Below are 25,401 nucleotides of genomic sequence, written 5' to 3'. Positions count from 1 at the left end.
GGTCCCGCGCGTGGCTGCTGGCGGAATTTATCGACAACTGTTACACAACTTGTAGTTTTTCTTCCTTACGATCCTCGGGACGTCGGCGGTTCCCGCCCCGACGGAACCGCACGACACATGGGTGAAGGAGGTACTTCATGCGACCACGCGTGGCGGTTGCCGCAGGCGGCGCGATCGCTCTGGTTGTTGCGTTGGGTGCGTGCTCGAAGAACACGGGCGAGGGCACCACGGTGGACAACAACCGGCAGCAGACCGGGGTCATCGCGACCGACCCCAAGGACTCGCAGGGGCCGGCGGCCGAGGTGAGCGGCGCCGCGAAGGGCGGCACCTTCACCATCATCCGGGAGTCGCCGATCTCCCACCTCGACCCGCAGCGGACGTACTCGTTCGCCGGCCTCATGACCAACCCGCTCTTCGCGCGCTACCTGACCACCTGGAAGGACGACGGCAAGGGTGGCCTCGTCCTCGTCGGTGACCTCGCCGAGACGCCGGGCAAGAACGTCAACAACGACTGCAAGGTCTGGGAATTCACCATCAAGGACGGGGTGAAGTTCGAGGACGGCCGGCCGATCACCGCCAAGGAGATCGCGTACGGCATCGCCCGCTCCTTCGACCCCGACCTCTCCGGTGGCCCGACCTACATCCAGGAGTGGCTGGCCGACACCCCGCAGTTCGACACCAAGTGGGACTTCAAGAAGAACAAGACGTCCCTGCCCCCCGGCCTGACCACGCCGGACGCGAAGACGCTGCGGTTCGAGTTCGCCAAGCCGCGCTGTGACCTGCCGTTCGCCGCGTCGCTGCCGACCACCGCGCCGCTGCCCCCGGACAAGGACACCGGCATCGACCTGGACAAGCAGCCGTTCTCGTCCGGCCCCTACAAGGTCGCCAAGAACCAGGTCGGCGTCCAGATCACGCTCGACCGCAACACCAACTGGGACCCGAACACCGACCCGGTCCGGCACCAGTACCCGGACCAGTTCGTCTGGAGTTTCGGCCCGACCGCGGACGCCGCCAACAACCGGGTCATCGCCGACAACGGTGCCGACCAGAGCGCGCTCGCCTTCAACGCCGTACCCGCCTCGCTGGTCGCCAAGGTGGCCGGGGACGCCGCGCTGAAGTCGCGCAGCATCCTCTCGCCGACGCCGAGCGCCAACCAGCTCGTCATCAACAACCAGCGGGTCAAGGACTTGAAGATCCGCCAGGCGCTGAACTACGCCATCGACCGGGAGGGCATGGTCAAGGCGCTCGGCGGGCAGAACGTCGCCGCCCCGCTGACCACGCTGATGCCGCCGGCCACGATCGGCTACAAGGCGTACGAGGCGTACCCGGCGGGCCCCAACGGCGACGTCGCCAAGGCCAAGGAGCTGCTCGGCGGGCAGACGCCGGAGCTGGTCCTCGGTGTCGCCGACAACTCGACCGAGCAGCAGCAGGGCGCCCAGCTCAAGGCCAACCTGGAGCGCGCCGGCTTCAAGATCACGTTGCGGAACATCTCGGACGACGCGAAGCTCGACGAGATCAAGAAGAAGGACAACCCGTGGGACCTGTACATCGGTAACTGGGCGGCGGACTGGCCGAGCGGTGCGGCGATCCTGCCGGTGCTGTACGACGGCCGCAGCATCAAGGCCGAGGGCAACAGCAACCAGTCCTACTTCAACGACCCGACGATCAACGCCGAGATGGACCGGATCCTGGCGCTCGCCCCGTCCGAGCAGGGCCCGGAATGGGCCAAGCTGGACGAGCGGATCATGAAGGAGCACGCGCCCGTGGTGCCGCTCTACGTCGACGTGGCGTACCACGTGTACGGCTCCAAGGCCGGCGGCGTCTTCGTCTCCAGCGTCTTCGGCTACCCGGCGTTCGTCAACGCGTTCGTCAAGCCGTAGGTCGTCGTACCGCGCGCGGGGCCCCTTTCGACAGCGTCGTCGAAAGGGGCCCTTGCCGATTTTCGAGCAATCCAGCGCGTTGGTTCAGTGGAAGGGCGTTGTCGGCCGGCTCAGTTGCTCGCCGTCGACGAAGAGATCGACTTTCTCGTTGTAGAAGGCGATCAGGCCGGCGATCGGCAGGAGTGCGGCGGTCGGGAAGTCGTACGACCAGGCCAGGTCCGGGTGGGTCTGGTCATCGAGACGGATCGACCAGTAGTCGCTGGTCTGCCCCTTGTACGGGCAGGCGGTCCTCGTCGCCGACGGCACGAGGTGCGTGAAGTTCACGTCGGTCCGGTTGAGGTAGTAGCGGGGCGGTAGACCGGTTTCGAAGACCATCACGGGCGAGGTCGACTCGGCCAGGACGACCCCTTCCAGTTCCACCCTGACGCTGCGGGTGGAACGCACGGCGTCCACCCGCGAGAACGGGTTGCGGGGGTGCACGAAGACCTCTTCGTCCTCCTCGAACCACGCATCCATGGCTGCCCAGTCGAACCGGATCGTGTTCGCCAATCCGGCCAGCGCGTCGTCTCCGTACAACCGCCCGCACGAAGTGCGGATCGTCTCGCCAACCTGCAGCCCGTGCAGCCGCGCGGTCCCGCGCGGGGTCACCTCGGTGCGCTGGCCCTCGATCAACAGGTCGCGATTCAGGTCGTCGACGGGGATGTAGTACTGCGGGAAGAACGGCCATTCCCACACGTACAACGCCCGCGTGGTCTCCAGTACCTGCTCGCCGCCGAGGAAGGCTCGGATCCGGCGAGGCACCGGCTCAATGTGGCCGACCGGGACGATCATCTTCGGATAATCCGACACGTTGTCCTCCCGTGCTGTGACGGCCGGCTCTGGCAGGCGCCGGTTCAACGATCAGGGTGGCCCCCGCGTTGTCACATGCGTTTGTTGCAGAGACCGTAACCGATCTCGCCTTTCGTGACGAGTCCTTCGCGGCAGAGGTCGGGTGGCACCGGGGCCGCTTCCGACAGCGTCGTCGAAAGGGGCCCTGCCGTTCGGGTCGTTTCGCGGGAAGATGGCCGGGTGAAGCCGATCTACCCAGATGACGGCGATGTCGACCCGTACGCCGTACCCGGCCTGCGTCCCATACCTACGGACGACGCCACGTCAGTCACCGTCGACGTGGACGGAGAGATCTTCGCCCTCCGCCCGAACGAGTGCGACGGCACCGACTACACGTGGCTCAGCGGGCCGAACCCCGGCTACGGATTCGGCGTTGGTCCGACGCTCGGCCTGTCGCTCGACGAGCACCGGAAGAACATCCGCGACTTTCTGGCCATGGTCGATCCGACCACCGGGCGCATCGAGGACGACTGACATGAGGCCGGGGCCGCGCCGTGCGGAGCTGCTCGCCCGTCTCGCCGAGGCGGTCGGATCCGTCGACGTCGCACACCCGGTACGGGTTGCCGTCGACGGTCCACCGGCCACCGGCAAGACCACCCTCGCCGATGAACTCGCCGTCGTCCTGCGGAGTCAGGGCTGCTACGTCATCCGCGCGACGATCGACGATTTCCTCTTTCCCCGGGCGCGACGCTACCCGCGCGGCGAGTACTCGGCTGAAGGCTGCTACTTCGACACCCACGACTGGCCGGCGCTGAACCGGGTTCTGCTCGATCCGCTCGGACCGGACGGCGATCGGGGCTTCCAACCCGCGGTGTACGACCGCGCAACGGATACCGTGCTGTCCCCGCCGAGCAGGACGGCCCCCGCCGACGCCGTGCTGGTGTTCGACGGCGTCTTCCTGATGCGCCCGGAACTGATCGATCGGTGGGAGCTGCGGATCCTCGTCTCCACGGCGGTCGAGACGACGGTGGACCGTGCCGTGATCCGAGAGCGGCGGGTGTCATCCCGGGCGGAGGTCGAACGGCGCTGGCGGGAGCGTTACATCCCCGCTCAACAGCTCTACTTCGACACCGTGCGCCCGACCGATCACGTCGACTTCGTCGTGCACAATGACGAGCCGCAGAAGCCGGTCTGGGAGGCCCGGACACGCTGACCGGATGGGAGCCGTGATGACGCGACCGACACTGTTCCTGACGGTGGGGCTCCCGTGTACGGGAAAGACCACTGCCGCCCGGCGGATCGAGGTCGAGCAGAAGGCTCTTCGGCTGACCAAGGACGAGTGGGTGAAGGCCCTCTACGGAGCCGAGAATCCGCCGACGGCCTCGGACGTGATCGAGGGGCGGCTCATCGAGATCGGGCTGCGCGCCCTCGAACTCGGCAACAACGTGGTGATCGACTTCGGCCTCTGGAGTCGGGACGAGCGTTCCGCTCTGCGGCGGGCGGCAGCCGACCTCGGCGCGGAGGTGGAGCTGCGCTACTTCGAACTCACCCCGGCCGAGCAGCGCGAACGGGTCGATCAGCGCCAGGCGGACGCGCCGCACACGACGTGGCCCATGACCGACGAGGAACTCGCCGAATGGGCCACCCGCATGGACATCCCGACGCCAGGCGAACTCGACGGCTCCGAACCTGTCGACGACCCACCGGCCGGTTACCTGACCTGGAACGAGTGGCGTGCCGACCGCTGGCCGCCAACCCGCCGCGACCTCCCCTGATCGCCGCGGTGCTGGGTGCCGCGTCCCGCAGGCAGCAACAACCCTGATGTTGCTGCGTGCCGAGCCTCTGAGGCAGCAACATCCTTGATCTTGTGACGATCTTGAGCGGTCGTGCCCACCACTGGGCCGCCACAGGTGACACGATGCGGCCGTGTCGAACTCCCTCGAAAGCGCTGCCAGGGCACGCATCGTCACCGGTCTGCTGCGCGACGGCGACCGGGTGCTGCTGTGTCACCGATCCCCGCAGCGTCGGTGGTACCCAGACGTCTGGGACATGCCCGGTGGACATGTGGAGGCCGCAGAACTACCGGGCGAGGCGCTTGCCCGGGAGTTGCGGGAGGAGGTGGGCGTCGACATCACGGCACCCTCGGGGCCGCCCGTGCACGAGGTTCATACCGACACGTTCGACATGCAGATCTGGCTGATCGAAGCGTGGACGGGGTCCCCGTTCAACGCCGCGCCGGACGAACACGATGCCATCGGCTGGTTCACCGAAGACGAGCTTGGCGGACTGTCCCTGGCCCACGACAGCTACCTCGCCCTGTTCACCAGAGCCCTTGCCGATCACCGAGCCCGACCCAAGGGACAAGCCCTATTCGGGTGACATGTTGTAGCGGTCGAGCGTCGCCTTGGAGGTGGAGGCATCGCGGAAGGTCAACTCCCATGGGCCGGTGTTGACGTCCATGTCTTTGCCGAATCCGACCCACTTCCCGGCCATCCGCCGGCCTGTCGGTTCCACCAGAAGCTGAATGGCGCCGTGGTACCGGGCTCCGCGGTAGTAGCCGGCGGGATCGGTTTGTTCCACCCACGTCCCGGTGACCACGGCGCCGTCCACGGTGAGATCCAGCGACAGCGACGAGGCCGCCGAGCCAGGCAGGCTGCGCACGGTCAGGCGGTCGCCGTGCTGGAGTACGACAACGAAATGCTGGCCGGCGAATGATTCGCTCCGGCCGCTGGAGTGGTACTGGTAGCGACTGAGCCACACCCCCTCGTAGGACTTGTGGACCATGCGTGGCTTGGGCGTCGGGGTGGCCAGGGTGGACATGGGTGAGGTCAGGTCGTGACCGCCCTGTTGGTCGCTGGCGGCGTGGCCGTCGGGGATCGCGGCGAAGCCGAGTAGCGAGACCGGTAGGCCGGTGACGACCTCCAAGGCGCGTGCGTACACGGGCCGGGGTGCGGCGATCACGCCGGCCTCCCAGCGTTGGACGAGCCTCTTGTTGGCGTCGTTGGGCTCGCCGACGCGGAGGCCAGCGGCTTGGAGCGCGCGGGCGAAGTCGTCCTGGCTCATGCGCATCCCGATCCGGACCGAGCGCAAGGCGGTATTCGGGGCGTTCATGTTCGCCACGATAACCCTACGTCGTCTAAATGTCGCCTCTGATGTATCCCTTATGTCATTTCCCGTGCCGTCGCATCCGGCGACCAATGGGCGTCATCGTGGTCAGCGACGACGGCGGGTACGCCGATGCGCCCAGCAGCGAGGTGATGATGTCCAAGCGTGACGACGGGCTGCCCAGCACGGGCGAGCAGATCGACGCCGCCGAACGGGAGGCGGCCAAGCGCCGGTTGCTCGCGCAGGCCGAGTCGGAGCGGATACCGGTGGAGGAGACGACTCGGGCGGTGCCGGATCGGCGGTGGCGACGTGGGCGGTGATCCGGTTCCCATCGGTCGGCGGGTCGCGTACCTACGGGCTCGGCGGAGGTTGTCGCAGCAGTCGTTCGCCGATCGGTTGGGAAAGTCGAAGAGCTGGGTGGACAAGGTTGAGCGAGGGGTTCGCTCGCTGGAGCGGGTATCGACCATCCGGGAGGTCGCGGCGGTGCTGCGAGTCGATCCCGCCGCGCTTCTCGGGCGGGATGCGCAGCCCGCTGGGGTGGCCGAGTGCCGCGAGGGCGTTGCGCGGATCCGGGCAGCGCTGTCCGCGTATCCCATGGCCTTTCATCGTCCGGCGGACCAGGCGGTGATGTCGCCGGACCGGCTGGCGCGGGAGGTATGGCAGGTGTGGATGACGTACCAGTACGCCCGATACCCGCGTCTGGTCGAACTGTTGCCCGCGTTGGTCACCGAGATTCACCGCGTGGACGCGCAGGTGCCGGCGGCTGGGCCGGAAGCAGTGGTGGAGGTGTACCGGGTGACGGCAGCGCTGCTGGTCAAGCTGGGCGAGGAAAGTCTGGCCTGGTTGGCCGCTGATCGGGCGATGTCCGCCGCCGCCGGCGACCGGGTGCTGCTCGCCTGCGCGGCGGTGCAGCTTGGCCAGGTGCTGCGAGCATCGGCGCGAACCAGGCCGGTGCTGCTGGCTGCCGCCTCCCAGATCACCCCGGAAACGCCCCAGGAGTTGTCGCTGTGCGGATCGCTGCTCGTGCAAGCTGCCCTGACGGCAGCCGTGGCGGGTGACGACCGGGCGAGCGGTGACCTGCTGGACGAGGCCGCCGGGCTGGCCGCTCGGGTAGGTGATGGACACGATCATCACCGGACGGCCTTTGGGCCTACGGCCGTCGAGCTGGCGCGGGTCACCGCAGCAGTGGAGCTGGGCGACGGTCCGCAGGCGGTCGCCCGGCATCGGGGGGCGATCGGGCGGGACGGCTGGCGGTGGCTGCCGGTCGAACATCGCGCCGCGCACCTCATCGACGCGGCGCGTGCCCACCTCCAGACGAACGACCCCGGCAATGCGGCCGGGCTTCTGGTGCGGGCCGACAGCATCGCGCCCGCCGAGATCCGCGACCGGCCTTGTGCGCGGCACGTTGTTGCCCAGGCCGCCCGCCACCCGGACGCCCCACCCACGATCACCCAGCTCGCCATCAACCTCGGGGTGCTGTAAGCATGGCGGTCCGCCCCGGATCGGTATCAGGCCCAGGAGAGCTGACGTAAGGACGAGGTGAATGCTCTGGTCACCGCGTTGGGCACTACAGTGCTCGGCTGTGCGCCCGGCCGACATCCTCGAACAGCTCGACGCCGCAGCCCAAGAGTTTCGGTTTCCGGACCTCGACAACGGCTACTACTACGCCGTCGACGCCCGGCTGCACGGATATCGGGACGCGGGACGATGGGCGCTCGTCGTCGAGTTGATCGGCTACTCGCCACGGGCCGGGAACCTCACCGACGTGCTCCACGTGTTCGGCAACTGCCTGATCAGCGGCGAACCTGGCACCGACAACGGCGACTTTCTCGAGCGGGTCGACAACTGGGACGAGATAGAGGATCCGGAGGAGCCGGAGACGTACCGGGGTGGTCCCTTGGTGCTTCGCGGTCAGGACATCGCCGTTGCCGGGGAAGCAGGTGAGGATCTGATCGACGTGCTGCGTCGGCTCGTTCCGCGTCACCGCGAGCTTCTCCTGGCGGACGAACGGGAACTGCGACGCCGAATCCCCGTCGACCTGCCCGAGGTTCTGCGGCTGGACGAATGGCACCACCCTGACCTGGCTGGTGGCTCACGTCCAAGCCAGTCCGAGACGTTCCGCCAGATCGCCGATGTCCTGGCGACCGGCGATCGCACGCTCTACGGGCCGAGAGCGCACCCGAACACACACTGGTCCCACTGGCCGGAGTCGGGGAGCCTGTAGCCGCCGATACCGCCGAGGGTCAGGCGCTGTAGCTACCGCTGTTCGGCCGCTCGGCCGTTGCCCCCGCCCGATCGATCTGCTTGGCTGCCTCCGCGTTGAGCTTGGAAGCCCCTCACACAACGGGAGATAGCTGTGTCCTTCGGTACCGCGATCAAATCGGTTCTCAGTCAGTACGTCGGCTTCGCGGGTCGGGCCCGCCGGTCCGAGTACTGGTGGTTCGCCCTGTTCACTGTCCTTGTCAGCATTGTCACCTCCGTCCTGGACAGCGCGCTGGGACTGAACTTCGTGGACGGTTCGTCGAGCGGCTTCATCGGCCTCGTCGTCTCGCTGGCGCTGCTGCTGCCGACGCTGGCCGTCGCGGTACGACGCCTGCACGACACCGACAAGACGGGGTGGTGGCTGCTGATCGCCCTGATCCCGCTCATCGGCGCCATCGTCCTGATCGTGTTCTTCGTGCAGGACAGCACGCCGGGTGGGAACCGTTTCGGCCCCAGCCCCAAGGGCTGACCGCACTCCGCGCCCCCACCCGCGCGGATCCACTGTTGAGCGGGCAGGGCCCCTTTTAGACAGCGCTGTCTGAAAGGGGCCCTGCGGCGTCGTCACCACTTCGGGTCAGGAGCGACCGATCGAGCGGTCGAGGAAGTCGTGGATCATCGGCGCGGCGACGTCGAGCTTGTCCTCCAGCAGGAAGTGGCCGGTGTCGATCAGATGGAACTCGGCCGACGGCAGGTCACGCTGATAGGGGTGGGCGCCATCGGGCGGGAAGACGATGTCGTTCTTGCCCCAGATCACCAGCGTCGGCGGCTGGTGGTCGCGGAAGAAGGCCTGGAACTCGGGGTACAGCGCGACGTTGCTGCCGTAGTCGTAGAACAGGTCGAGTTGGATGTCCGCGTTCCCGGGGCGGGCGAGCTGCGTCTCGTCGTGGATCCACCTGTCGGGGTCGAGCCGGCTGAGGTCCCGCACCCCCTGGGTGTACTGCGACCGCACCGCGTCGGAACTGAGGATGAACGCGATCGCCTGTCGGCGTTCGTCGGTCTTCTCCGCCCAGTAGGCCTTGATCGGATTCCAGAATTCGCTCAGGCCCTCCTCGTACGCGTTGCCGTTCTGCACGATGAGCGCGCTGACCCGCTCGGGCCTTTTGAGAGCCAGCCGGTATCCGGTCGGCGCTCCGTAGTCGAAACAGTAGAGCGCGTAACGGTCCACGCCGAGCTGGTCGATCAGACCGTGCATCAGGTCGGCGAAGTTGGCGAACGTGTAGTCGAACGCCGACCGGTCCGGGCTGGCGCTGTGGCCGAAACCCGGGAGGTCCGGCGCGATCACCCGGTACCGGTCCGCGAGCAGGGGAATCAGGTGGCGGAACTGCGAGGACGCCGTGGGAAAGCCGTGTAGCAGCAGGACCGCGGGACCGTCGGCCGGCCCGGCCTCACGGTAGAAGATGTCGATCCCGTTCACGGTGGTGGTGTGGAAGTGCGTGACGGGAAATTCGCCCTCCTGGACGGCGGCGACCGAGGGTTTCTGGGCGATGCCAACCATCCTGGATTCCTTTCGGGATAGCGGAACGCGGTATCACCCCGGAAATTGCGCCGTCGGGTCCCGCCTTCGATCAGCATGGCATGCGGCCGTGGGCTCGATGTGCGGAATGCCGCTCAGCGCAGATGCGTACGGAGGAATTCCAGTTCCAGCGGGAGCAGCCGCTCGGCGGTGCCGTTCGCGGCCATGTGGGTGGCGCCGGTCAGCGGCAGCACGGCGTGCGGCCGACCGGTGGACAGCAGCGCCGCCGACAGCCGCAGCGTGTGCGCGGCCACCACGTTGTCGTCGACCAGGCCGTGCACCAGCAGCAGCGGGCGGGCCTGGTCCGGGCCGGTGACCGGCTCGGCGGCCAACTCGACGAGCGAGTGGTGGGCGTACACGTCCATGCCGTCCTCCGGCAGGCCGAGATACCGCTCGGTGTACGCGGTGTCGTACAGCGTCCAGTCGGTCACCGGGGCGCCGGCGATGCCGCACTTGAACAGCTCCGGGTGCCGCAGCACCGCCAACCCGGCCAGCCACCCGCCGAACGACCAGCCACGGATGGCCACCCGACCGAGGTCCAGGTCCGGGTGCTTGCCGGCGAGCGCGGTCAACGCGTCGATCTGGTCGGTCAGGATCACGTCGGCCAGCCGGCGGTGGATCGCCTTCTCGAACGAGGGCGCCACTCCCGGCGTACCCCGGTTGTCGATCGTGACCACCGCGAACCCGGCGTCGGCCCACCACTGCCGCTCCAACCACGCGGCCCGCGCCGCCACCACCTCCTGGTGCCCCGGGCCGCCGTAGATGTCCAGCAGCACCGGCAGCCGCCGGCCGGTCACATGGTTGTCCGGGTAGAGCACCGCGGCCGGCAGCCGCCGGTCGGTCACCCGTTCCAGCAGCGGCAGCGGCGAGTACGGCGGCTCGGCGGCCAACGACCGCAACTCGGTCAGCTCCTGGCCGCCGCGCGACACCGTCCAGCGCACCCCGGCGTGGTCCAGCGACGCCGTCCCGACCACCAACACGTCCCCGCCCACGGCCGCCGTGTGCCAGCCCGAGTCGGTGGTGATACGCCGGGCGTCCACCCCGCCGCCGATCGTCGTACGGACCCGGAACAGGTGCCGCTCGCTGGGCTCGCCATCGCTCGCCTCCACGAGCAGGTCGGCGGGACCGCTGACGGCCGGCAGCCGACCGACGACCCGCCGCACGTACAGCGAGGGCGGGGTGAGCAGCGTGCCGTCGGCGAACAGGCACCGCGCGTCGTACCCGTCGTGGGCCAACTCGCCCCCGACCAGCACCCGGCCGTCGGGCAGGTGCGCCGGGGTACCGGCGATCGGCTCCACCCAGCGTGGGTCGGCCAGCTCGGCGTGGACCTGCGTCTCACCGGTACGCGGGTCCACCGCGAGGACCAGCCCGTGCTGCTGCGAGCGGCGCAGCACGGTGATCAGCGGACTGCCCTCACCCCAGCTCACCCCGGTCAGGTACGGGTAGGTCTCGCGGTCCCAGTGCACGTCGACCCAGCCGTCGTCGAGGTCCAGCAGGTGCAGGCTCACCTCGGCGTTCGGGCCGCCGGCCCGGGGATACGCGACGGCGGTCGGCGGACTGCCCGGCTCGGCCGGGTCGTGCAGGTGCCAGCGTTCCAGCCGGGACTCGTCCACCCGCGCGGCGAGCACCATGCGCCCGTCCGGGGCCCACCAGTAGCCCCGGTACCGGCCGAACTCCTCGGCCGCGATGTGCTCGGCCAACCCCCAGCTCACGCCCGCGTCCTCGCCGGCCAGCAGCGTGTCGGCGCCGTCGGCGTCGATCACCCGCAGCTCACCCCGGCGTACGCCCTCGGCCGCGTCGGTCACGTAGGCCAGGCGCTCGCCGGTCGGATCGGGTCGGGGGTCCAGCACCGGACCGACGGTGGCCACCTCCACCACGTCGCCGTGCACCAGATCCGCCCGGAACAGGCGGCCGGCCAGCGCGAACACGGCCACCCGGCCGGCGGCGTCCAACGCGTACGAGCCGATGCCGGCGGCGCTGAGCCGGAGCCGTTCCCGCAGCGCCCGCTCGCCGGGGGTGAGCGCCCGTACGTCGCCGTCGTCGCCCAGCAGGGCCGCCGGGTCGGCCACCAGCCGCTCCTCGCCGGTCGCCACGTCCAGCAGCCAGAGCGCGTCCGCCGGATCCTCCGGACCGGCCGAGCGCAGGAAGATCACCCGGGAGCCGTCCGCGGCCACGGAGACAGCCCGGGGCGCGCCGTGGCTGAACCGGCGGGTACGGGCGGCCAGCTCCGGAAAGTCCACAGGCCAAATCGTAGAGCCGCGCCGGGCGTGATGTGGCCGACCTGGGCGGACGCGTCCAACGACTCCCGGGCCGTGCCGCCGGTTAGAGTGACCGTCGTGACGACGCTGCCCGACCGCCGCCTGCTGCTGGTCCACGCGCACCCCGACGACGAGTCGATCGGCACCGGCTCGACGATGGCCCACTACGCCGCCGCCGGCGCGCACGTCACGTTGGTGACCTGCACGCTCGGCGAGGAGGGCGAGATCCACGTACCGGCGCTCGCGCAGCTCGCCGCCGCCGAGGCCGACCAGCTCGGCGGGTACCGGATCGCGGAGCTGGCGGAAGCCTGCGCGGCGCTCGGCGTCGCCGACCACCGCTTCCTGGGCGGCGCCGGTCGTTACCGCGACTCGGGGATGATGGGCCTCGCGACGAACGAGCACCCCCGGGCCTTCTGGCAGGCCGACCTCGACGAGGCCGCCGGGCACCTGGTGGAGATCATGCGAGAGGTACGCCCGCAGGTGCTGATCACCTACGACCCGAACGGCTTCTACGGCCACCCCGACCACATCCAGGCGCACCGGGTGGCGATGCGCGCCGTCGAGTTGGCCGCCCTCGAGGGCTGCGCCCCGGCCAAGGTCTACTGGACGGCCATGCCGCTCAGCGTGCTGGAGGCCGGCATGTCGCACTTCGCCGAATCTTCGGACAATCCGTTCGCCGGCATCCAGGACCTGGCCGAGCTGCCCTTCGGCACTCCGGACGAGCAGATCGCCGCCCGGATCGACGGTACCGACCAGCACGCGGCCAAGGAGGCGGCGATGCGGGCGCACGGCACCCAGATCCCGGCCACCTCGTGGCTCTACTCGATCGCGGGCAACTTCGGCGGCGAGTTCATGGGTGTGGAGTTCTTCACCCTCGCCGTCGGCGCGAAGGGTCCGGGTTTCGGCCCGTACGGCTGGGAGGACGACCTCTTCGCCGGACTGCCGGACGTGGCCGACGCGGACCGCTCCCCGGTCGCGGCGGCCGGTCTCCGGTGACGTTGCCCGCCGCGCCGATGTCGGTCGTGAACGACCAGGACGCCCCGCCACCGGCGGGGCCGCCGCCGCGTCTGCTGGACCTGGGCCTACGGGTGGCCGGCGCGATCGTCGTGGTGGTGGCCGGTGTGGTGACGGGGGTGTTGGAGCTGCTGCTCGCCACCGTCCGGGTCGGCGGGCAGCTCATCGGCTTCTCGGCGCTGCTCGCCGTCGGCGCGAACATCCTGCTGAGCTGGTTCGCGCACGAGGTGGTCGGCCGTCGCTGGGCGGTGGCGCTGCCGGCGGTGCCGTGGTTCGCCCTGATGGCGGTGGCGGCCATCCGCACCACCGAGGGCGACCTGCTGCTGGCCGGCGACAACTGGGTCGGCCTGGCGATGATCGTGGCCGGCGCGATGACGTTCGCCGTGATGGGCTTCCGGCAGGTCCTCGCCCCGCCGTCCACGCTCGGCGGCTGGTGACGTCACACAGCTACGAGTGGTAGATATTCCTGCCAGGGAAGCGTCCCCGCGAAGGGGTGTACGGCAGGAGGTCGTGCGATGGACAGACGGTGGCGTGATGTCGGGGTGCTCGCGGGAGCGTTGTTCGCGGTCAACGTGGTTGCCCGGCTGATCACCCGCTTCGGTTTCGACAGCGACGACGCTGCGGCCGACCGGGTCACACTGGTGATGTTCGTGGTGATCGGGCTGACCCTGGCCGTGGTCGCCTTCCGCTGGGGACGCGCCCGGCCGCTGGCCGTCTGGGCGGGCGACGTGACGGTCGTGGTGTTGATCGCCATGGCCCTGACCGTGTTGGTCGGGCCGCTGCTCGTCGGCCACAGCCCGTTCGCCGGTGGCGCGGGGACGTTCTTCGCCCAGATCTGGCTCTACCTGCTTGCCACCGGCCTCGGGGCGCTGGGCGGCTACCTGGTGGCGACCGCCCTCGGTCTCGACCACCGCTCGCAGCAGCTCAAGCGGTACGCCGAGGTCAAGGCCGCCAAGCCCCGCCGCGTAGTCCGCCGCTGACGCCGCACCTCGCGCCAGCCAGGACCTCGCGTCGATCTTGCACTTTCGGTTGCCGGCATGAGGGTTGATGCCCTTTATGTCGCCGCCGAAAGTGCAAGATCGACGAGCGGGGGTCAGCTCGGGGCGACGCGCGTCAGGTAGGTGTGGTGGGTGGTGAAGCCCAGCGTTCGGTAGAGGGCGATGGCTGGCGTGTTGCGCTGTTCCACTTGCAGGAACGCGTGGGTCGCGCCCGCGGACACGCCCCACGCGGCCAGCTCGCCGATCACGTGGCGGGCCAGGCCCTGCCGGCGGGCGGCCGGTACCACCTCGATCAGGCTGAGGCCCAGCCATCGGCCCTGGCCGGTCACCGTTGCCCGGCCGATCGCCGCCAGCACGCCGTCGACGTACGCGTGGGCGAAGCGGACCTGGTCCACGGCGGTGAGCACGTGCCGGGCGGCGTCCGGTAGGCCGCCCTTGCGGCCGGCCGCGATGGCGAGCCAGTCCTCGCTCGGCGCGGTCACCAGCTCCAGGACCGCGTCGACGGTGGGGGCAGCGGCGACCGTGAGGGCTGGCAGGGGCAGGGGCGCGGTCTGGACGAGGGTCGGTGGGCGGGTGGTCCAGCCGCGCTCGTCCAGCTCGGCACCGACCGGCGCGGCGAGCGGCAGCGGCGTGTTGATCATCGCGGGCTGACCCCGTTCGGCGTACCAGCGCTCCACCGCGTCCACGGCCGCCGGCAACGGCCGGTCGGGATCGCCGATGGGCAGGGCCGAGTTGGCCCGGCCGGTCCAGCCCTCGGCCGAGCGCAGCAGCCAGTCACCGAGCCGGCCGCGGGTCGGGGCGGGCCACGCCTCGTTGGCGGCTCGTTCCAGCGCCACCACCGCCGCGGCCGTCGGCCGGCGGGTCGGCGGTACGCGCTTCGCCCGGTGCACCTGCGCCACCGGGACGCGCAGCGGACCTTGCGCCGTGGCGAGGGTGAGATGGGTCTCGCTCAGCTCGACCAGCTCGCCGAGGGCGTCGGAGAACAGTGGGCGGCCTTCGCGAATCCCCACAATCCGGCGTACCACGATCCGATGTCCCACATCCTGCTGTCGGAGCACGATCGACCCCCTCCCCGGCGAGATACTAGGCTCTTACCGTCGCGGGAGATCGCGGCGCGTCTTGCGGAGGAGAAGACCGGTGACCTACATCATCGCCGAGCCGTGCGTGGATGTGCTCGACAAGGCATGCATCGAGGAATGCCCGGTCGACTGCATTTACGAGGGCAACCGGATGCTCTACATCCACCCCGACGAGTGCGTCGACTGTGGTGCCTGTGAGCCCGTCTGCCCGGTGGAGGCGATCTTCTACGAGGACGACGTCCCGGAGCAGTGGAAGGACTACACCGGCGCGAACTACGAGTTCTTCGAGGACCTGGGCTCGCCCGGAGGCGCCTCGAAGATCGGCAAGGTGGAGAAGGACGCGACCTTCGTCGCCGCGCAGCCGCCGCGCGGCGAGGGCCACTGAACCGGCCCACGCCGGTCTCGGCACGGCTACCCGAGTTCACCTGGGACACCCTGGACGCCGCGGCCACCCTGGCCGCGGCGCATCCGGAGGGCCTGATCAACCTCTCCATGGGTACGCCGGTCGATCCGGTCCCGGCGGTGATCCGTCAGGCACTGGCTGACGCGTCCGACGCGCCGGGCTACCCGCTGACCGCCGGCACCCCGGCGCTCCGCGACGCGATCGCCGCGTGGGTGGCCCGGGCCTGTGGCGCGGGCGTCGACGGTCTCGGTGTGCTGCCGACCATCGGCTCCAAGGAGCTCGTCGCCTGGCTGCCCACCCTGCTCGGCATCGGCCCGGGCGACGTGGTCGTCGTGCCGTCGATCGCCTACCCGACGTACGAGGACGGTGCCCGGCTGGCCGGCGCGACCGTGGTCCGCGCCGATTCGCTCACCTCGGTCGGGCCGACCTCGCGGGTCCGGTTGGTCTGGATCAACTCGCCCGGTAACCCGACCGGCCGGGTGCTGCCCGCGGCGCACCTGCGCAAGGTCGTCGACTGGGCCCGCGAGCGTGGCGCGGTGGTCGCCAGCGACGAGTGTTACCTGCCGCTGGGCTGGTCGGCCGAGCCCGTCTCGGTGCTGTCCCCGCAGGTCTGCGGTGGCGACCACACCGGTGTGCTGGCCGTGCACTCGCTCTCCAAGCGGTCCAACCTCGCCGGTTACCGAGCCGGGTTCGTGGCCGGCGATCCGGCCCTCGTCGCCGAGCTGCTGAAGGTTCGTAAGCACGCCGGAATGATCGTGCCCGCGCCGGTGCAGGCCGCGATGGTGGCCGCCCTGCAGGACGAGGGGCACGCCGTCGAACAGCGGGAGCGTTACCGTGCCCGGCGCGAGGTGCTGAGCGCCGCGTTCACCGAGGCCGGTTTCACGATCGAGCACTCGGAGGCGGGCCTCTACCTCTGGCTCACCCGCGACGAGGACTGCTGGCAGACCGTCGACTGGCTGGCCCGGCGAGGCATCCTGGTCGCGGCCGGCGCGTTCTACGGCCCCACCGCCCAACGGTACGTGCGGGTGGCGCTCACCGAGTCCGACGAGCACGTCGCCGCGGTCGCCGGCCGGCTGCGGGCCTGACCGGGGCGTCCGGCGATGACCGACGGCACGACCGTCCCGACGCCGGACGCCGGTGCCGCCACGCCCGCGGGCGACCAACGCCGCGAGGCGGTCGACCAGCGCCGCGAGGCGGTCGACCAGCGCCGCGAGGCGGGCGACCAGCGCCGCGAGGCCGCCGGGTCAGGGCCGGAGGTGCACGACCGGAATCCCGCGGCCGGCGGGGCGTCCGCCCGGACGCGGGTGGCGGTCGTCGGCACCGGTCTGATCGGCGGCTCGGTGCTGTTGCGGCTGCGCGACGCGGGCCTCGACGTGGCGGGCTGGGATCCCGATCCGGCCACCCGGGAGCACCTGCGGTCGTGCGGTGTGTCAGCCCCGGACACCGTCGAGGAGGCCGTCGCCGGTCGGGATCTGGTCTTCCTCTGCGGCCCGCTGCCCACCCTTGCCCGGACGTTGGCGCAGGTGGCCGAGCTGACCGCGCCGGGTTGCGTGCTCACCGACGTGGGCAGCACCAAGGTCGAGGTGGCCGAGGCCGCCGGCCGGCTCGGGCTCACCGATCGTTTCGTACCCGGGCATCCGATGGCGGGCGCGGAGTCCGCCGGCCTCGCGGCGGCCGCTCCGACGCTGCTCGCCGGCGCCGCCTGGGTGCTCTGCCCGGCGCCGGGCGCGGCGACGCCCGCCTTCCGCTGGCTCACCGGGCTCCTGGTGGAGCTGTTCGGCGCCCGGGTGGTGCCGATGTCCCCGGCCGCGCACGACTCGGTGGCCGCGCTCGCCTCGCACGTTCCACACCTGCTGGCCGGCGCGTTGGCCGGTGCGACGCAGCGGTCGCCGCTGCGCGACGCGGTGTTGGCCCTGGCCGCGGGCAGCTTCTCCGATGGCACCCGGGTCGCCGGGACGCCGGCCGAGCGGACGGCCAACATGCTGCTCGGCAACCGGGAGCGGGTCCTGGACGAGTTGGCCGAGGTGCGCGTACTCCTGGATGAGCTGGCGGACGCGCTGCGGTCCGCCGACGCGACGGGGTTGACCGCCCGGTACGCGCAGGCCGGCGCGGCGCGGTCGGCGCTGCGGGATCGGCGGTTCACCGCCGCGGACCGGGAGTTCCCGGCCGACGGCGACCACACCGTCGAGGTGGCCTGGCTGCGCGAACTGGGTGTTGCCGGCGGCCATCTGACCGGCTGCCGGGTCGGTCCGGACGTCGTCTCCTACCCGGCGCTGCTGCCGCTCGCTGACTAGGCTGACAGGCATGGCGACGGACGGCCCGGTGGTGCAGGTGCGCGGCGAGGCGACCCGGGAGGTGCCGCCCGAGCTGGCCCGGTTCGGGGTCACCGTGACAGCCCGCGGCCGGGACCGGGAGGCGACGCTCACCCAGTTGGCCGAGGGGGCAGCCGCCGTCCGGGTGCTGCTCGACGGCTCCGAGCCGGCGGTGGCCCGGCGGGAGACCGGCGACCTGTGGGTCCGGCCGCAGACCAAGCGCTCGGGTGAACGCGTGGTGGGCTGGCTCGGCAGCGTCACCACCAACGTGACGGTCACCGACTTCACCGCGCTCGGTGAGCTGATGCTCCGGCTCGCCGACCAGGAGCAGGTCGAGGTGTCCGGCCCCTTTTGGGAGCTGCGCCCGGACAGTCCGGCGTACCGGGAGGCGCGGCACGCCGCGATCGGCGACGCGCTGCTGCGTGCCCGGGAGTACGCCGAGGCCCTCGGCGCCCGGGTCACCGCCCTCATCGAGCTGGCCGACGCCGGTCCGGCCGACCGGCCGATGTTCGCCCGCGCGGCGTACGCCGGGGGCGGTGCCGGCGGTGGTGTTCCCGAGCTGGAGTTGGACCCGCAACCGCAGACCGTGCAGGCGGCGGTGCAGGCGCGGTTCACGATCAGCGAACCGGTGCTCGGCTGATGCCGCCGGCCCGGCTGCTGGCCATCGACGAGCTGGTGGCGCGGGCGCGGTCACTGGCCGACGCCGGCCCGCGGCAACTGCTCGGCATCACCGGGGCGCCCGGTGCGGGGAAGTCCACCCTGGCCGAGCGGATCGTCGCCGAGGTCGGGGCGAGCGCGCGGCTGGTGCCCATGGACGGTTTCCACCTGGCCCAGACGCAGTTGGAACGGCTGGGCCGCGCCGACCGCAAGGGCGCGATCGACACCTTCGACGCCAACGGGTACGTCTCGCTGCTGCGCCGGTTGCGTCGGCTGGAGCCGACCTCGGTGTACGCGCCGGAGTTCCGCCGGGAGGTGGAGGAGCCGGTGGCCGGGGCCATCGAGGTGCCGCCGTCGGTTCGTCTCGTGGTGACCGAGGGCAACTACCTGCTGGTACCGGACTCCCCCTGGGAGGAGGCCCGGACGTTGCTGCACGAGGTGTGGTTCCTCGATCTGGACGCCGAGTTGCGCCAGCGTCGGTTGACCGCCCGGCACGAGGCGTACGGGCGTTCACCGGACGAGGCCCGGGCCTGGGCGCTGGGCAGCGACGAGGCCAACGCGGCTCTCATCACCCCCACGGCCGTGCACGCCGACCTGGTGGTCCGCCTGGAAGGCTAGTCCAGCTCGCGGACCGGCCGGGCCGGGTTGCCGACGGCGACGACGTTGGCGGGTAGGTCCCGGGTGACCACGGCGCCCGCGCCGACCACGGTGTTCGCGCCGACCGCGACCCCGGCCAGGACGATCGCGCCGCCGCCGAGCCAGGCGTTGTCGCCGATGGTGATCGGCTTGGCGGCCTCCCACTTGTCGCGGCGTGGGCCGGGCTGCACCGGGTGGGTCGGGGTGAGTAGTTGCACGTTCGGTCCGACCTGGACGTCCGCGCCGAGGGTGATCGGGGCGACGTCGAGGAAGACCGCGTGGTAGTTGACGAAGCTGCGCGGCCCGATCCGGATGTTCCAGCCGTAGTCGCAGTAGAACGGCGGACGGACCCAGGTGTCGTCGCCCAGGTCGCCGAGCAGGTCGCGCAGCGCCGCGAGCCGGGCCGCCGGGTCGGCCGCTGAGCTGGTGTTGAAGCGTTCCATCAGGCGGGCGGCCCGGTCCAGGTCGGCGACGAGTTCCGGATCGTCGGCGAGGTAGGGCTCACCCGCCAGCATCCGGTCCTTCATGGAGGTCACCCGGTCGATGATGCCGGCGGGGAGCGGTGTCCCGTGGCAGGTTCGTCGTATTTTCGACTTCTTTTTGCATACTCGGTATGCAATTCTGGTTTGTCAATGCGACTCCTATCAATCACGACGCACGACCAGGAGGAAACGTTGCACCAGGGAAGAAGATTGGCCGCTCTCGGCCTCGTGTCGGTGCTGGCGCTCGCCGCGCCGGCCCCCGCCTCAGCCGCGCCCGCCGCGCCCGCCCCACCTGGCGGCGCCGACCGACAGTCCACCGCGCCCGGAACCAGCCCCGAACGCTCGACGACCGTCACGCTGATCACCGGTGACCGCGTCACCGTCACCGCGTCCGGCGCCTCGGCTCAGCCCGGCCCCGGCCGTAAAGATGTGCAGTTCCTGGTCCAGCGCGAGAGGGGACGCCTCTCGGTGCTGCCGACGGACGCGCTGCCGTTGCTGCGCTCCGGTCGGGTGGACCGACGACTCTTCGACGTCACCGGGCTGATCGAGGCGGGTTACGACGACGCCCACCGGAAGACGCTGCCGCTGCTGGTGTCGTACGGCTCGACGGATGCCGCCCGGCGAGCCCCGGCCGCGCTGCCCGGCACCCGGGTGATCCGCGACCTACCGGCGATCGAGGGCGCCGCACTCAGCAGCGACAAGTCCTCCCTCGGCGCGGTCTGGGCGGCGGTCAGCACCGGCTCCAGCGCGGCTCGACTCGGCGCGGCGGGGGGCGTCGAGCGAATCTGGTTGGACGGCCGTCGACGGGTGGCCCTCGACCACAGCGTGCCGCAGATCGGGGCGCCCGCCGCCTGGTCGGCCGGGTTCACCGGCAAGGGCGTGTCCGTGGCCGTGCTGGACACCGGCGTCGACGCGACCCACCCGGACCTGGCCGGCAAGGTGGCCGAGGCGCGCAACTTCACCGAGGTCGCCGACGCCCGGGACACCGTCGGCCACGGCACGCACGTGGCCTCGACCATCGCCGGTTCCGGCGCGGCCTCCGATGGCCGCTACCGGGGCGTGGCGCCGGACGCGACGCTGCTGGACGGCAAGGTCTGTGAGGACCAGGGCTGCCCCGACTCGGCGATCCTCGCCGGCATGCAGTGGGCCGCCGTGGAGAAGAAGGCCGCCGTCATCAACATGAGCCTCGGTGGCTGGGACACGCCGGAGGTCGACCCGCTCGAAGAGGCGGTGCAGACCCTGACCGCGCAGACCGGGACGCTGTTCGTCCTCGCCGCCGGAAACGACGGCTCGGACGGCTCGGTCGGCTCCCCGGCCAGCGCCGACGCCGGACTCGCCGTGGGCGCGGTGGACCGCGACGACGAGTTGGCCGAGTTCTCCAGCCGGGGTCCCCGGATCGGTGACGACGCGCTGAAGCCCGACATCACCGCACCCGGCGTCGACATCGTCGCCGCGAAGTCCGCCAACGGCGTCATCGGTGATCCGGTGGGGGACCGGTACGTCACGCTCTCCGGCACCTCGATGGCCACCCCGCACGTCGCCGGGTCGGCCGCGTTGCTGGCCCAGCAGCACCCGGGATGGCGGGCCGACCGGCTCAAGGCCACCCTGATGGCCGCCGCGAAGCCGCACCCGGAGCAGACCGCCTACCAGCAGGGCGCCGGGCGCGTCGACGTCGCCCACGCGATCACCCAACAGATCACCACCGACCCGGTGAGCGTCTCCTTCGGGCGTACGCTCTGGCCGCACAACGACGACACCCCGGTCACCCGTACGGTGACCTGGCGTAACGATGGTCCGGCCCCGGTCACCGTGGACCTGAGCGTCGAGGGCGCCGGCCCGGGCGGTCGAGCGCTGCCGGCCGATTTCTTCCAGTTGGGCGCCAGCCAGCTCACCGTGCCGGCGGGTGGCACGGCCGCCACGACCGTCACCACGGACACCCGGATCGGTGACGCCGACGGCTACTGGACCGGCCGGATCGTGGCCCGGGCGGGGTCGGCGGTCGCCGTCACGCCGCTGGCCGTGAACCGGGAGGTGGAGAGCTACACGCTGACCGTGGAACACCTGAACCGGGCGGGCGCGCGTACCGCCGACCACTGGTCCGCGCTGGTCGGGATGGACACCTTCGGCTACTGGGACCTCTTCAGTTCCGACGGGGTGGCCACCGTGCGGGTGCCCAAGGGGCACTACGGCCTCAGCGGCCTGGTCTTGGAGCCGGGACCGGAGGACGAGCAGCGCGGGATGTCGCTGTTGATGCAGCCCGTGATGACGATCGAGCGGGACACCCGGATCGTCGTGGACGCCCGCCGGGCCAAACCGGTCCGGACCACCATTCCGGACCGTACCGCCGCCCCGGAGCTGATCGACGTCAGCGGCAACTTCACGGCTGCGGACGGCAGTGGATACGGCATCGGACTCTGGGCGGACACCTTCACCGGTCTGACCAGCGGTCAGCTCGGCAGGACGGTCTCCGCCGACCAGTTCGTCTCCACCGTCAGCAGCCAGTGGATCAAGCCGGAGACGCCCGACAGCCCGTACCTGTACGCGCTGGCCGAAGCGATCCCTGGCCGAATGCCAACCGGCTTCGTCCGCGACTACCGCCGGAGCGACCTGGCCGCCGTCGTGCACCGGTTCCTCGGTGCCTACGCGGGTCTGGAGGCCGAGCGCTCCGTGTACCCCGTGTTGGAGTACAACGTCGGCGGCTCCACGCTGGTCCTGCCCACGAGCGTGCCCGGTCAGCGGGTCGAGTACTACAACACCCGGGGCGTGCAGTGGGAGTCGGACATCTACTTCGGCACCCGGGACGACGACGAGGGCTGGCTGAACCCGCAGGCCGTGCTCCTCTCCGTCCCGACCCCGTACCGGGCCGGGCGGACGGTCCAGGAGATCTGGAACCAGGCGCCGTTCGGGCCGTCCTTCCCGAACCCGCGCTGGCCGCACCAGAGCGTTACCCGGGCCGGCGACAACATCGTTGTCGACCTGCCGATCTTCAGCGACGCGGCCGGTCACCCGGGCGGCTCGTTGAGCGACAGCGAGCACACCAAGCTCTGGCGCGACGGCAAGCTGGTCGGCGAGAGCGAGTACGCCGGCTACGGAGAGTTCGCCGTGCCACCGGGTAAGGCGGACTACCGGCTCGTCACGTCGTCGAAGCGGAGCTTCACCGACCTGAGCACCGAGGTGGAGTCGAGCTGGACCTTCCGGTCCCGGCACGTCGCCGGTGACACGCCGGCCCGCCTGCCGCTGATGGCGGTGCGCTTCGCGCCGCCGCTGCGCGTCGACGGCAGCGCACCGGCCGGGCGGAGCTTCGTCGTACCGGTGCGGGTGCAGCGTCAGCCGGGCGCTCCGGCCTCGCCGGTGGAGGGGCTCACCGTCGACGTCTCGTACGACGGGGGAAAGACCTGGGACAAGGCGAAGCTGGTCCGCACCTCGGCCGATGGTTGGTCGGCACTGTTGCGGCATCCGGCCGGCAAGGGCCACGTGTCGCTGCGGGCCACCGCCCGGGACGCCGCCGGCAACACGGTGACGCAGCGGATCGTCCAGGCGTACCGCCTGCGCTGAGGCGTACTCCCGTCGGGTCCGCGGCCGAGCGCCGCGGACCCGGCGGGTACGTCAGTCGTTCGCGTGCAGGGCGGCGTTCAGCTCGATGCCCCGGCCGGTGCGCGGCCGGGCCTCCAGCGCGCCGGTCACCGAGTTGCGCCAGAACAGCAGGCCGTCGACGCCGGACAGCTCCCGGCCCTTGACCACCCGGCCGTCCGGCAACGTGATCTTGGAGGCGGCGGTGATGTAGCAGCCGGCCTCGACCACGCAGTCGTCGCCGAGGGAGATGCCCACGCCGGCGTTCGCGCCGATCAGACTCCGCTCGCCGATGCTCACCTTCTCGGTGCCGCCGCCGGAGAGGGTGCCCATGATCGAGGCGCCGCCGCCGATGTCGGAGCCGTCGCCGACCAGCACCCCCTGCACGATCCGCCCCTCGACCATCGAGGTGCCCACCGTGCCGGCGTTGAAGTTGACGAAGCCCTCGTGCATCACCGTCGTGCCGGCGGCCAGGTGCGCGCCGAGGCGCACTCGGTCGGCGTCGGCGATCCGCACACCCGAGGGCACCACGTAGTCGGTCATCCGAGGGAACTTGTCGACCCCGTACACCGACAGGTGGCGGCCGGCGGCCCGCTCGATCACCCGCAGCTCGTCCACCCGCTCCGGGGGGCACGGCCCGGCGGACGTCCAGGCCACGTTCGCCAGCTTGCCGAAGACGCCGTCGAGGTTGAGCTGGTTGGGCCGCACCAGGCGGTGGGAGAGCAGGTGCAACCGGAGGTACGCGTCGGAGGCGTCCTTGATGGGGTCGTCCAGCGAGCCGATGACGGTGACCACCTGCACGGTACGCAGACCGGGCAGCGGCCGGTCGCCCAGCGCGCCCGGTGGCAGGTCCAGCACGTCCGACTTGTCCTCGCCGGCGATCAGCGGCAGCTCACCCAGGCCCAGCTTGCCGGTCGGGTACCAGGTGTCGAGCACCTGCCCGTCGGCGGTGACGGTGGCCAGGCCGATGCCCCAAGCGGAATCTGCGGACGTCACTGTTAACCCTCTCGGTCGCGGCCACGCCGGCCTCGGCTCGCTCCTCGCGCTGACAGACCTGAAGGTACCGTGCGAACCATGGAGAACCCGCTGACCCCCGAGGTCCTCGCCGATCCGGTGCAGCTGACCCGCGTACTGGTTGACATAGAGTCCGTGTCCCTCAACGAGAAGGCGATCGCCGACTGCGTCGAGGAGGTGCTGCGGGGCGTACCGCACCTGTCCACCCACCGGCACGGCAACACGGTGATGGCCCGTACCGACCTGGGCCGCTCGCAGCGCGTCGTGCTGGCCGGGCACCTCGACACGGTGCCGCTGAACAACAACTTCCCGTCGACCATGCGCGGCGACCTGATGTACGGCTGCGGAACCTCCGACATGAAGTCCGGCACGGCGTACGCGCTGCACCTGGCGGTGACGCTGGCCGAGCCGCGCTACGACGTCACGTACTTCTTCTACGAGGCCGAGGAGATCGAGTCCCGCTACAACGGGCTGAACCTGGTCGCCCAGGCGTTCCCGGAGTGGCTGGAGGCGGACTTCGCGGTGCTGCTGGAGCCGACGTACGGCATCGTCGAGGCGGGCTGCCAGGGCACCATGCGTTCGATCGTCACCACCAGAGGCGTACGTGCCCACTCGGCGCGCTCCTGGCACGGGGTCAACGCCATCCACGGCGCCGGGGAGGTGCTGCGCCGCCTCCAGACGTACGAGGCCCGTCGGGTCACCATCGACGGCTGCGACTACCGCGAGGGCATGAACGCGGTACGGATCAACGGTGGGGTGGCCGGCAACGTCATCCCGGACCTGTGCGAGGTCGAGGTCAACTACCGGTTCGCCCCCGACCGGACCCCGGCCGAGGCGGAGGCACACGTGCGTGAGGTGTTCGCCGGTTTCGAGGTGCGGGTCACCGACTCGATCGCGGGTGCCCCGCCCGGGCTCAGCGCCGCCCCGGCGAAGGAGTTCCTGGCGGCGGTCGGCGCCGCCCCGATCGGCAAGCTGGGTTGGACGGACGTGGCCCGGTTCGCGGCCATGGGGATTCCCGCGCTGAACTTCGGCCCGGGCGATCCGAACCTCGCCCACCACCCGGACGAGCACGTCGAGATCAGCAAGATCCGGGACGGCGCGGCGACGCTGCACCGCTGGCTCGCACCGGCCTGATCCCGGTCATCCCGTTGCCGGTGACCAAGAGGTTCGCGTCAGCCTGGCCCGTTGTCGGCGGCGCGAACCTCTTGGTCGGCTCCGGATCCAGCGGCGGCCGGCGAGAAGGCGGGATCGAGGGCGCGGATGCGACGGCGCTCGGCCACCACGTCTCGGATCCGTCGCTGCATCTGTCGACGGATCCGGATCATCTCGCTGTTGCTGATCACGCTGTCTCCTCCCCCGAAGGCGCGCGCCGGGGCATACCCGGTATGCG

At 70.9% G+C, this 25,401-nt stretch carries 27 protein-coding genes; 19 read left to right on the top strand and 8 right to left on the bottom strand.

Translation table 11 applies throughout. From position 1 onward, the window contains the following. Positions 1–137: 137 nt before the first annotated feature. Positions 138–1,880 carry an ABC transporter substrate-binding protein gene (locus ABZ272_RS15525; RefSeq protein WP_355050612.1) on the top strand — a complete coding sequence of 581 codons (1,743 nt, stop codon included), beginning with the start codon at positions 138–140 and terminating at the stop codon, positions 1,878–1,880. Between the two features lie 84 nt (positions 1,881–1,964). Here the strand turns inward: ABZ272_RS15525 and ABZ272_RS15520 are convergent, their stop codons facing one another. After that, a complete protein-coding gene (locus tag ABZ272_RS15520) occupies positions 1,965–2,777 on the bottom strand; it encodes a DUF427 domain-containing protein (RefSeq protein ID WP_355050611.1) in 813 nt (270 codons plus the stop codon). A gap of 171 nt (positions 2,778–2,948) precedes the next feature. Here ABZ272_RS15520 and ABZ272_RS15515 point away from each other — a divergent pair, with 171 nt between their 5' ends. The 4 genes from ABZ272_RS15515 to ABZ272_RS15500 all read left to right on the top strand — a co-directional run bounded on the left by ABZ272_RS15515 (position 2,949) and on the right by ABZ272_RS15500 (position 5,087). Next, positions 2,949–3,242: a hypothetical protein gene (locus ABZ272_RS15515; protein ID WP_355050610.1), complete on the top strand. Its 294-nt coding sequence runs from the start codon at positions 2,949–2,951 to the stop codon at positions 3,240–3,242. Between the two features lies 1 nt (position 3,243). Continuing rightward, positions 3,244–3,921: a uridylate kinase gene (locus ABZ272_RS15510; protein WP_355050609.1), complete on the top strand. Its 678-nt coding sequence runs from the start codon at positions 3,244–3,246 to the stop codon at positions 3,919–3,921. Between the two features lie 16 nt (positions 3,922–3,937). Further along, positions 3,938–4,483 carry an ATP-binding protein gene (locus tag ABZ272_RS15505; RefSeq protein WP_355050608.1) on the top strand — a complete coding sequence of 182 codons (546 nt, stop codon included), beginning with the start codon at positions 3,938–3,940 and terminating at the stop codon, positions 4,481–4,483. Positions 4,484–4,634: 151 nt separating this feature from the next. Next, entirely contained in the window at positions 4,635–5,087 is a 453-nt protein-coding gene (locus ABZ272_RS15500; RefSeq protein WP_355050607.1) for an NUDIX hydrolase, read from the top strand. Here ABZ272_RS15500 and ABZ272_RS15495 read toward each other — a convergent pair. Then, positions 5,076–5,828, bottom strand: a complete 753-nt coding sequence (locus ABZ272_RS15495; protein ID WP_355050606.1) for an XRE family transcriptional regulator — start codon at positions 5,826–5,828, stop codon at positions 5,076–5,078. The two genes, ABZ272_RS15500 and ABZ272_RS15495, sit on opposite strands and share 12 nt — an antisense overlap. A 77-nt stretch (positions 5,829–5,905) precedes the next feature. Between ABZ272_RS15495 and ABZ272_RS15490 the strand changes: the two genes are divergently transcribed. The 4 genes from ABZ272_RS15490 to ABZ272_RS15475 all read left to right on the top strand — a co-directional run bounded on the left by ABZ272_RS15490 (position 5,906) and on the right by ABZ272_RS15475 (position 8,544). Next, positions 5,906–6,133: a hypothetical protein gene (locus ABZ272_RS15490; protein WP_355050605.1), complete on the top strand. Its 228-nt coding sequence runs from the start codon at positions 5,906–5,908 to the stop codon at positions 6,131–6,133. After that, complete coding sequence (locus ABZ272_RS15485) at positions 6,123–7,295, top strand: helix-turn-helix domain-containing protein (protein ID WP_355050604.1); 1,173 nt, start codon at positions 6,123–6,125, stop codon at positions 7,293–7,295. The genes ABZ272_RS15490 and ABZ272_RS15485 overlap by 11 nt, the downstream gene beginning before the upstream one ends. Positions 7,296–7,395: 100 nt before the next feature. Then, the gene (locus tag ABZ272_RS15480; RefSeq protein WP_355050603.1) at positions 7,396–8,037 is read left to right on the top strand and encodes a hypothetical protein; all 642 of its coding nucleotides are present in this window, start codon (positions 7,396–7,398) and stop codon (positions 8,035–8,037) included. 132 nt (positions 8,038–8,169) lie between these two features. After that, positions 8,170–8,544 carry a DUF805 domain-containing protein gene (locus ABZ272_RS15475; RefSeq protein ID WP_355050602.1) on the top strand — a complete coding sequence of 125 codons (375 nt, stop codon included), beginning with the start codon at positions 8,170–8,172 and terminating at the stop codon, positions 8,542–8,544. Between the two features lie 105 nt (positions 8,545–8,649). Here the strand turns inward: ABZ272_RS15475 and ABZ272_RS15470 are convergent, their stop codons facing one another. Together ABZ272_RS15470 and ABZ272_RS15465 are read right to left on the bottom strand one after the other, a co-directional pair. Further along, positions 8,650–9,570: an alpha/beta hydrolase gene (locus ABZ272_RS15470; RefSeq protein WP_355050601.1), complete on the bottom strand. Its 921-nt coding sequence runs from the start codon at positions 9,568–9,570 to the stop codon at positions 8,650–8,652. 113 nt (positions 9,571–9,683) lie between these two features. Further along, the gene (locus ABZ272_RS15465) at positions 9,684–11,828 is read right to left on the bottom strand and encodes a prolyl oligopeptidase family serine peptidase (RefSeq protein WP_355050600.1); all 2,145 of its coding nucleotides are present in this window, start codon (positions 11,826–11,828) and stop codon (positions 9,684–9,686) included. Between the two features lie 87 nt (positions 11,829–11,915). Between ABZ272_RS15465 and mshB the strand changes: the two genes are divergently transcribed. The 3 genes from mshB to ABZ272_RS15450 all read left to right on the top strand — a co-directional run bounded on the left by mshB (position 11,916) and on the right by ABZ272_RS15450 (position 13,840). Continuing rightward, a complete protein-coding gene (gene mshB / locus ABZ272_RS15460) occupies positions 11,916–12,842 on the top strand; it encodes an N-acetyl-1-D-myo-inositol-2-amino-2-deoxy-alpha-D-glucopyranoside deacetylase (RefSeq protein ID WP_355050599.1) in 927 nt (308 codons plus the stop codon). A gap of 17 nt (positions 12,843–12,859) precedes the next feature. Further along, positions 12,860–13,297, top strand: coding sequence for a hypothetical protein (locus tag ABZ272_RS15455; RefSeq protein ID WP_355050598.1), 438 nt, complete (start codon positions 12,860–12,862; stop codon positions 13,295–13,297). A 78-nt stretch (positions 13,298–13,375) separates the two neighbouring features. Continuing rightward, positions 13,376–13,840, top strand: a complete 465-nt coding sequence (locus ABZ272_RS15450; RefSeq protein WP_355050597.1) for a hypothetical protein — start codon at positions 13,376–13,378, stop codon at positions 13,838–13,840. A gap of 113 nt (positions 13,841–13,953) precedes the next feature. Here ABZ272_RS15450 and ABZ272_RS15445 read toward each other — a convergent pair whose 3' ends face one another. Continuing rightward, positions 13,954–14,916 (bottom strand): GNAT family N-acetyltransferase, encoded by a 963-nt coding sequence (locus ABZ272_RS15445; protein ID WP_355050596.1) that lies wholly within the window; start codon positions 14,914–14,916, stop codon positions 13,954–13,956. 79 nt (positions 14,917–14,995) lie between these two features. Between ABZ272_RS15445 and fdxA the strand changes: the two genes are divergently transcribed. From fdxA to ABZ272_RS15420, 5 genes are read left to right on the top strand one after another with little or no spacing between them, the layout of a single operon-like run. After that, on the top strand, positions 14,996–15,322 hold the full coding sequence (fdxA, locus tag ABZ272_RS15440) for a ferredoxin (RefSeq protein ID WP_007464872.1): 327 nt from the start codon (positions 14,996–14,998) through the stop codon (positions 15,320–15,322). Further along, positions 15,319–16,425 (top strand): succinyldiaminopimelate transaminase, encoded by a 1,107-nt coding sequence (dapC, locus tag ABZ272_RS15435; protein WP_355050780.1) that lies wholly within the window; start codon positions 15,319–15,321, stop codon positions 16,423–16,425. Before fdxA ends, dapC begins: the two co-directional genes overlap by 4 nt. A gap of 15 nt (positions 16,426–16,440) precedes the next feature. Beyond that, the gene (locus tag ABZ272_RS15430; RefSeq protein WP_355050595.1) at positions 16,441–17,634 is read left to right on the top strand and encodes a prephenate dehydrogenase/arogenate dehydrogenase family protein; all 1,194 of its coding nucleotides are present in this window, start codon (positions 16,441–16,443) and stop codon (positions 17,632–17,634) included. Between the two features lie 10 nt (positions 17,635–17,644). Then, entirely contained in the window at positions 17,645–18,292 is a 648-nt protein-coding gene (locus ABZ272_RS15425; protein WP_355050594.1) for an SIMPL domain-containing protein, read from the top strand. Further along, the gene (locus ABZ272_RS15420) at positions 18,292–18,927 is read left to right on the top strand and encodes a nucleoside/nucleotide kinase family protein (RefSeq protein ID WP_355050593.1); all 636 of its coding nucleotides are present in this window, start codon (positions 18,292–18,294) and stop codon (positions 18,925–18,927) included. The genes ABZ272_RS15425 and ABZ272_RS15420 overlap by 1 nt, the downstream gene beginning before the upstream one ends. Here ABZ272_RS15420 and ABZ272_RS15415 read toward each other — a convergent pair. Then, on the bottom strand, positions 18,924–19,481 hold the full coding sequence (locus ABZ272_RS15415; protein ID WP_355050592.1) for a sugar O-acetyltransferase: 558 nt from the start codon (positions 19,479–19,481) through the stop codon (positions 18,924–18,926). The genes ABZ272_RS15420 and ABZ272_RS15415 overlap by 4 nt on opposite strands. A 96-nt stretch (positions 19,482–19,577) precedes the next feature. Here ABZ272_RS15415 and ABZ272_RS15410 point away from each other — a divergent pair, with 96 nt between their 5' ends. Next, positions 19,578–22,982, top strand: coding sequence for a S8 family serine peptidase (locus ABZ272_RS15410; protein ID WP_355050591.1), 3,405 nt, complete (start codon positions 19,578–19,580; stop codon positions 22,980–22,982). A 51-nt stretch (positions 22,983–23,033) separates the two neighbouring features. On the opposite strand, the gene dapD is transcribed toward ABZ272_RS15410, so the two are convergent. Continuing rightward, the gene (gene dapD / locus ABZ272_RS15405) at positions 23,034–23,993 is read right to left on the bottom strand and encodes a 2,3,4,5-tetrahydropyridine-2,6-dicarboxylate N-succinyltransferase (protein WP_355050590.1); all 960 of its coding nucleotides are present in this window, start codon (positions 23,991–23,993) and stop codon (positions 23,034–23,036) included. A gap of 78 nt (positions 23,994–24,071) precedes the next feature. Here dapD and dapE point away from each other — a divergent pair, with 78 nt between their 5' ends. Next, positions 24,072–25,145, top strand: a complete 1,074-nt coding sequence (dapE, locus tag ABZ272_RS15400) for a succinyl-diaminopimelate desuccinylase (RefSeq protein ID WP_355050589.1) — start codon at positions 24,072–24,074, stop codon at positions 25,143–25,145. Positions 25,146–25,183: 38 nt separating this feature from the next. Here the strand turns inward: dapE and ABZ272_RS15395 are convergent, their stop codons facing one another. Next, positions 25,184–25,354: a hypothetical protein gene (locus ABZ272_RS15395; protein ID WP_355050588.1), complete on the bottom strand. Its 171-nt coding sequence runs from the start codon at positions 25,352–25,354 to the stop codon at positions 25,184–25,186. Between the last annotated feature and the right edge of the window lie 47 nt (positions 25,355–25,401).

The organism is Micromonospora sp. NPDC005979, from assembly GCF_040614415.1.
Classification (GTDB): domain Bacteria; phylum Actinomycetota; class Actinomycetes; order Mycobacteriales; family Micromonosporaceae; genus Micromonospora.
Note: the sequence above shows the minus strand (reverse complement) of the source record. Positions and strands in the feature narration are given on the sequence as shown.

What these genes read in the sequence shown, in the direction of transcription:
- ABZ272_RS15525 (WP_355050612.1), top strand. Translation starts at nt 138, where the DNA reads ATGCGACCACGCGTGGCGGTTGCCGCAGGCGGCGCGATCGCTCTGGTT.
- ABZ272_RS15490 (WP_355050605.1), top strand. Translation starts at nt 5,906, where the DNA reads ATGGGCGTCATCGTGGTCAGCGACGACGGCGGGTACGCCGATGCGCCC.
- ABZ272_RS15470 (WP_355050601.1), bottom strand. Translation starts at nt 9,570, where the DNA reads ATGGTTGGCATCGCCCAGAAACCCTCGGTCGCCGCCGTCCAGGAGGGC.
- ABZ272_RS15455 (WP_355050598.1), top strand. Translation starts at nt 12,860, where the DNA reads ATGTCGGTCGTGAACGACCAGGACGCCCCGCCACCGGCGGGGCCGCCG.
- ABZ272_RS15425 (WP_355050594.1), top strand. Translation starts at nt 17,645, where the DNA reads ATGGCGACGGACGGCCCGGTGGTGCAGGTGCGCGGCGAGGCGACCCGG.
- ABZ272_RS15420 (WP_355050593.1), top strand. Translation starts at nt 18,292, where the DNA reads ATGCCGCCGGCCCGGCTGCTGGCCATCGACGAGCTGGTGGCGCGGGCG.
- dapE (WP_355050589.1), top strand. Translation starts at nt 24,072, where the DNA reads ATGGAGAACCCGCTGACCCCCGAGGTCCTCGCCGATCCGGTGCAGCTG.
- ABZ272_RS15410 (WP_355050591.1), top strand. Translation starts at nt 19,578, where the DNA reads ATGCGACTCCTATCAATCACGACGCACGACCAGGAGGAAACGTTGCAC.
- ABZ272_RS15505 (WP_355050608.1), top strand. Translation starts at nt 3,938, where the DNA reads ATGACGCGACCGACACTGTTCCTGACGGTGGGGCTCCCGTGTACGGGA.
- ABZ272_RS15430 (WP_355050595.1), top strand. Translation starts at nt 16,441, where the DNA reads ATGACCGACGGCACGACCGTCCCGACGCCGGACGCCGGTGCCGCCACG.
- ABZ272_RS15510 (WP_355050609.1), top strand. Translation starts at nt 3,244, where the DNA reads ATGAGGCCGGGGCCGCGCCGTGCGGAGCTGCTCGCCCGTCTCGCCGAG.
- ABZ272_RS15450 (WP_355050597.1), top strand. Translation starts at nt 13,376, where the DNA reads ATGGACAGACGGTGGCGTGATGTCGGGGTGCTCGCGGGAGCGTTGTTC.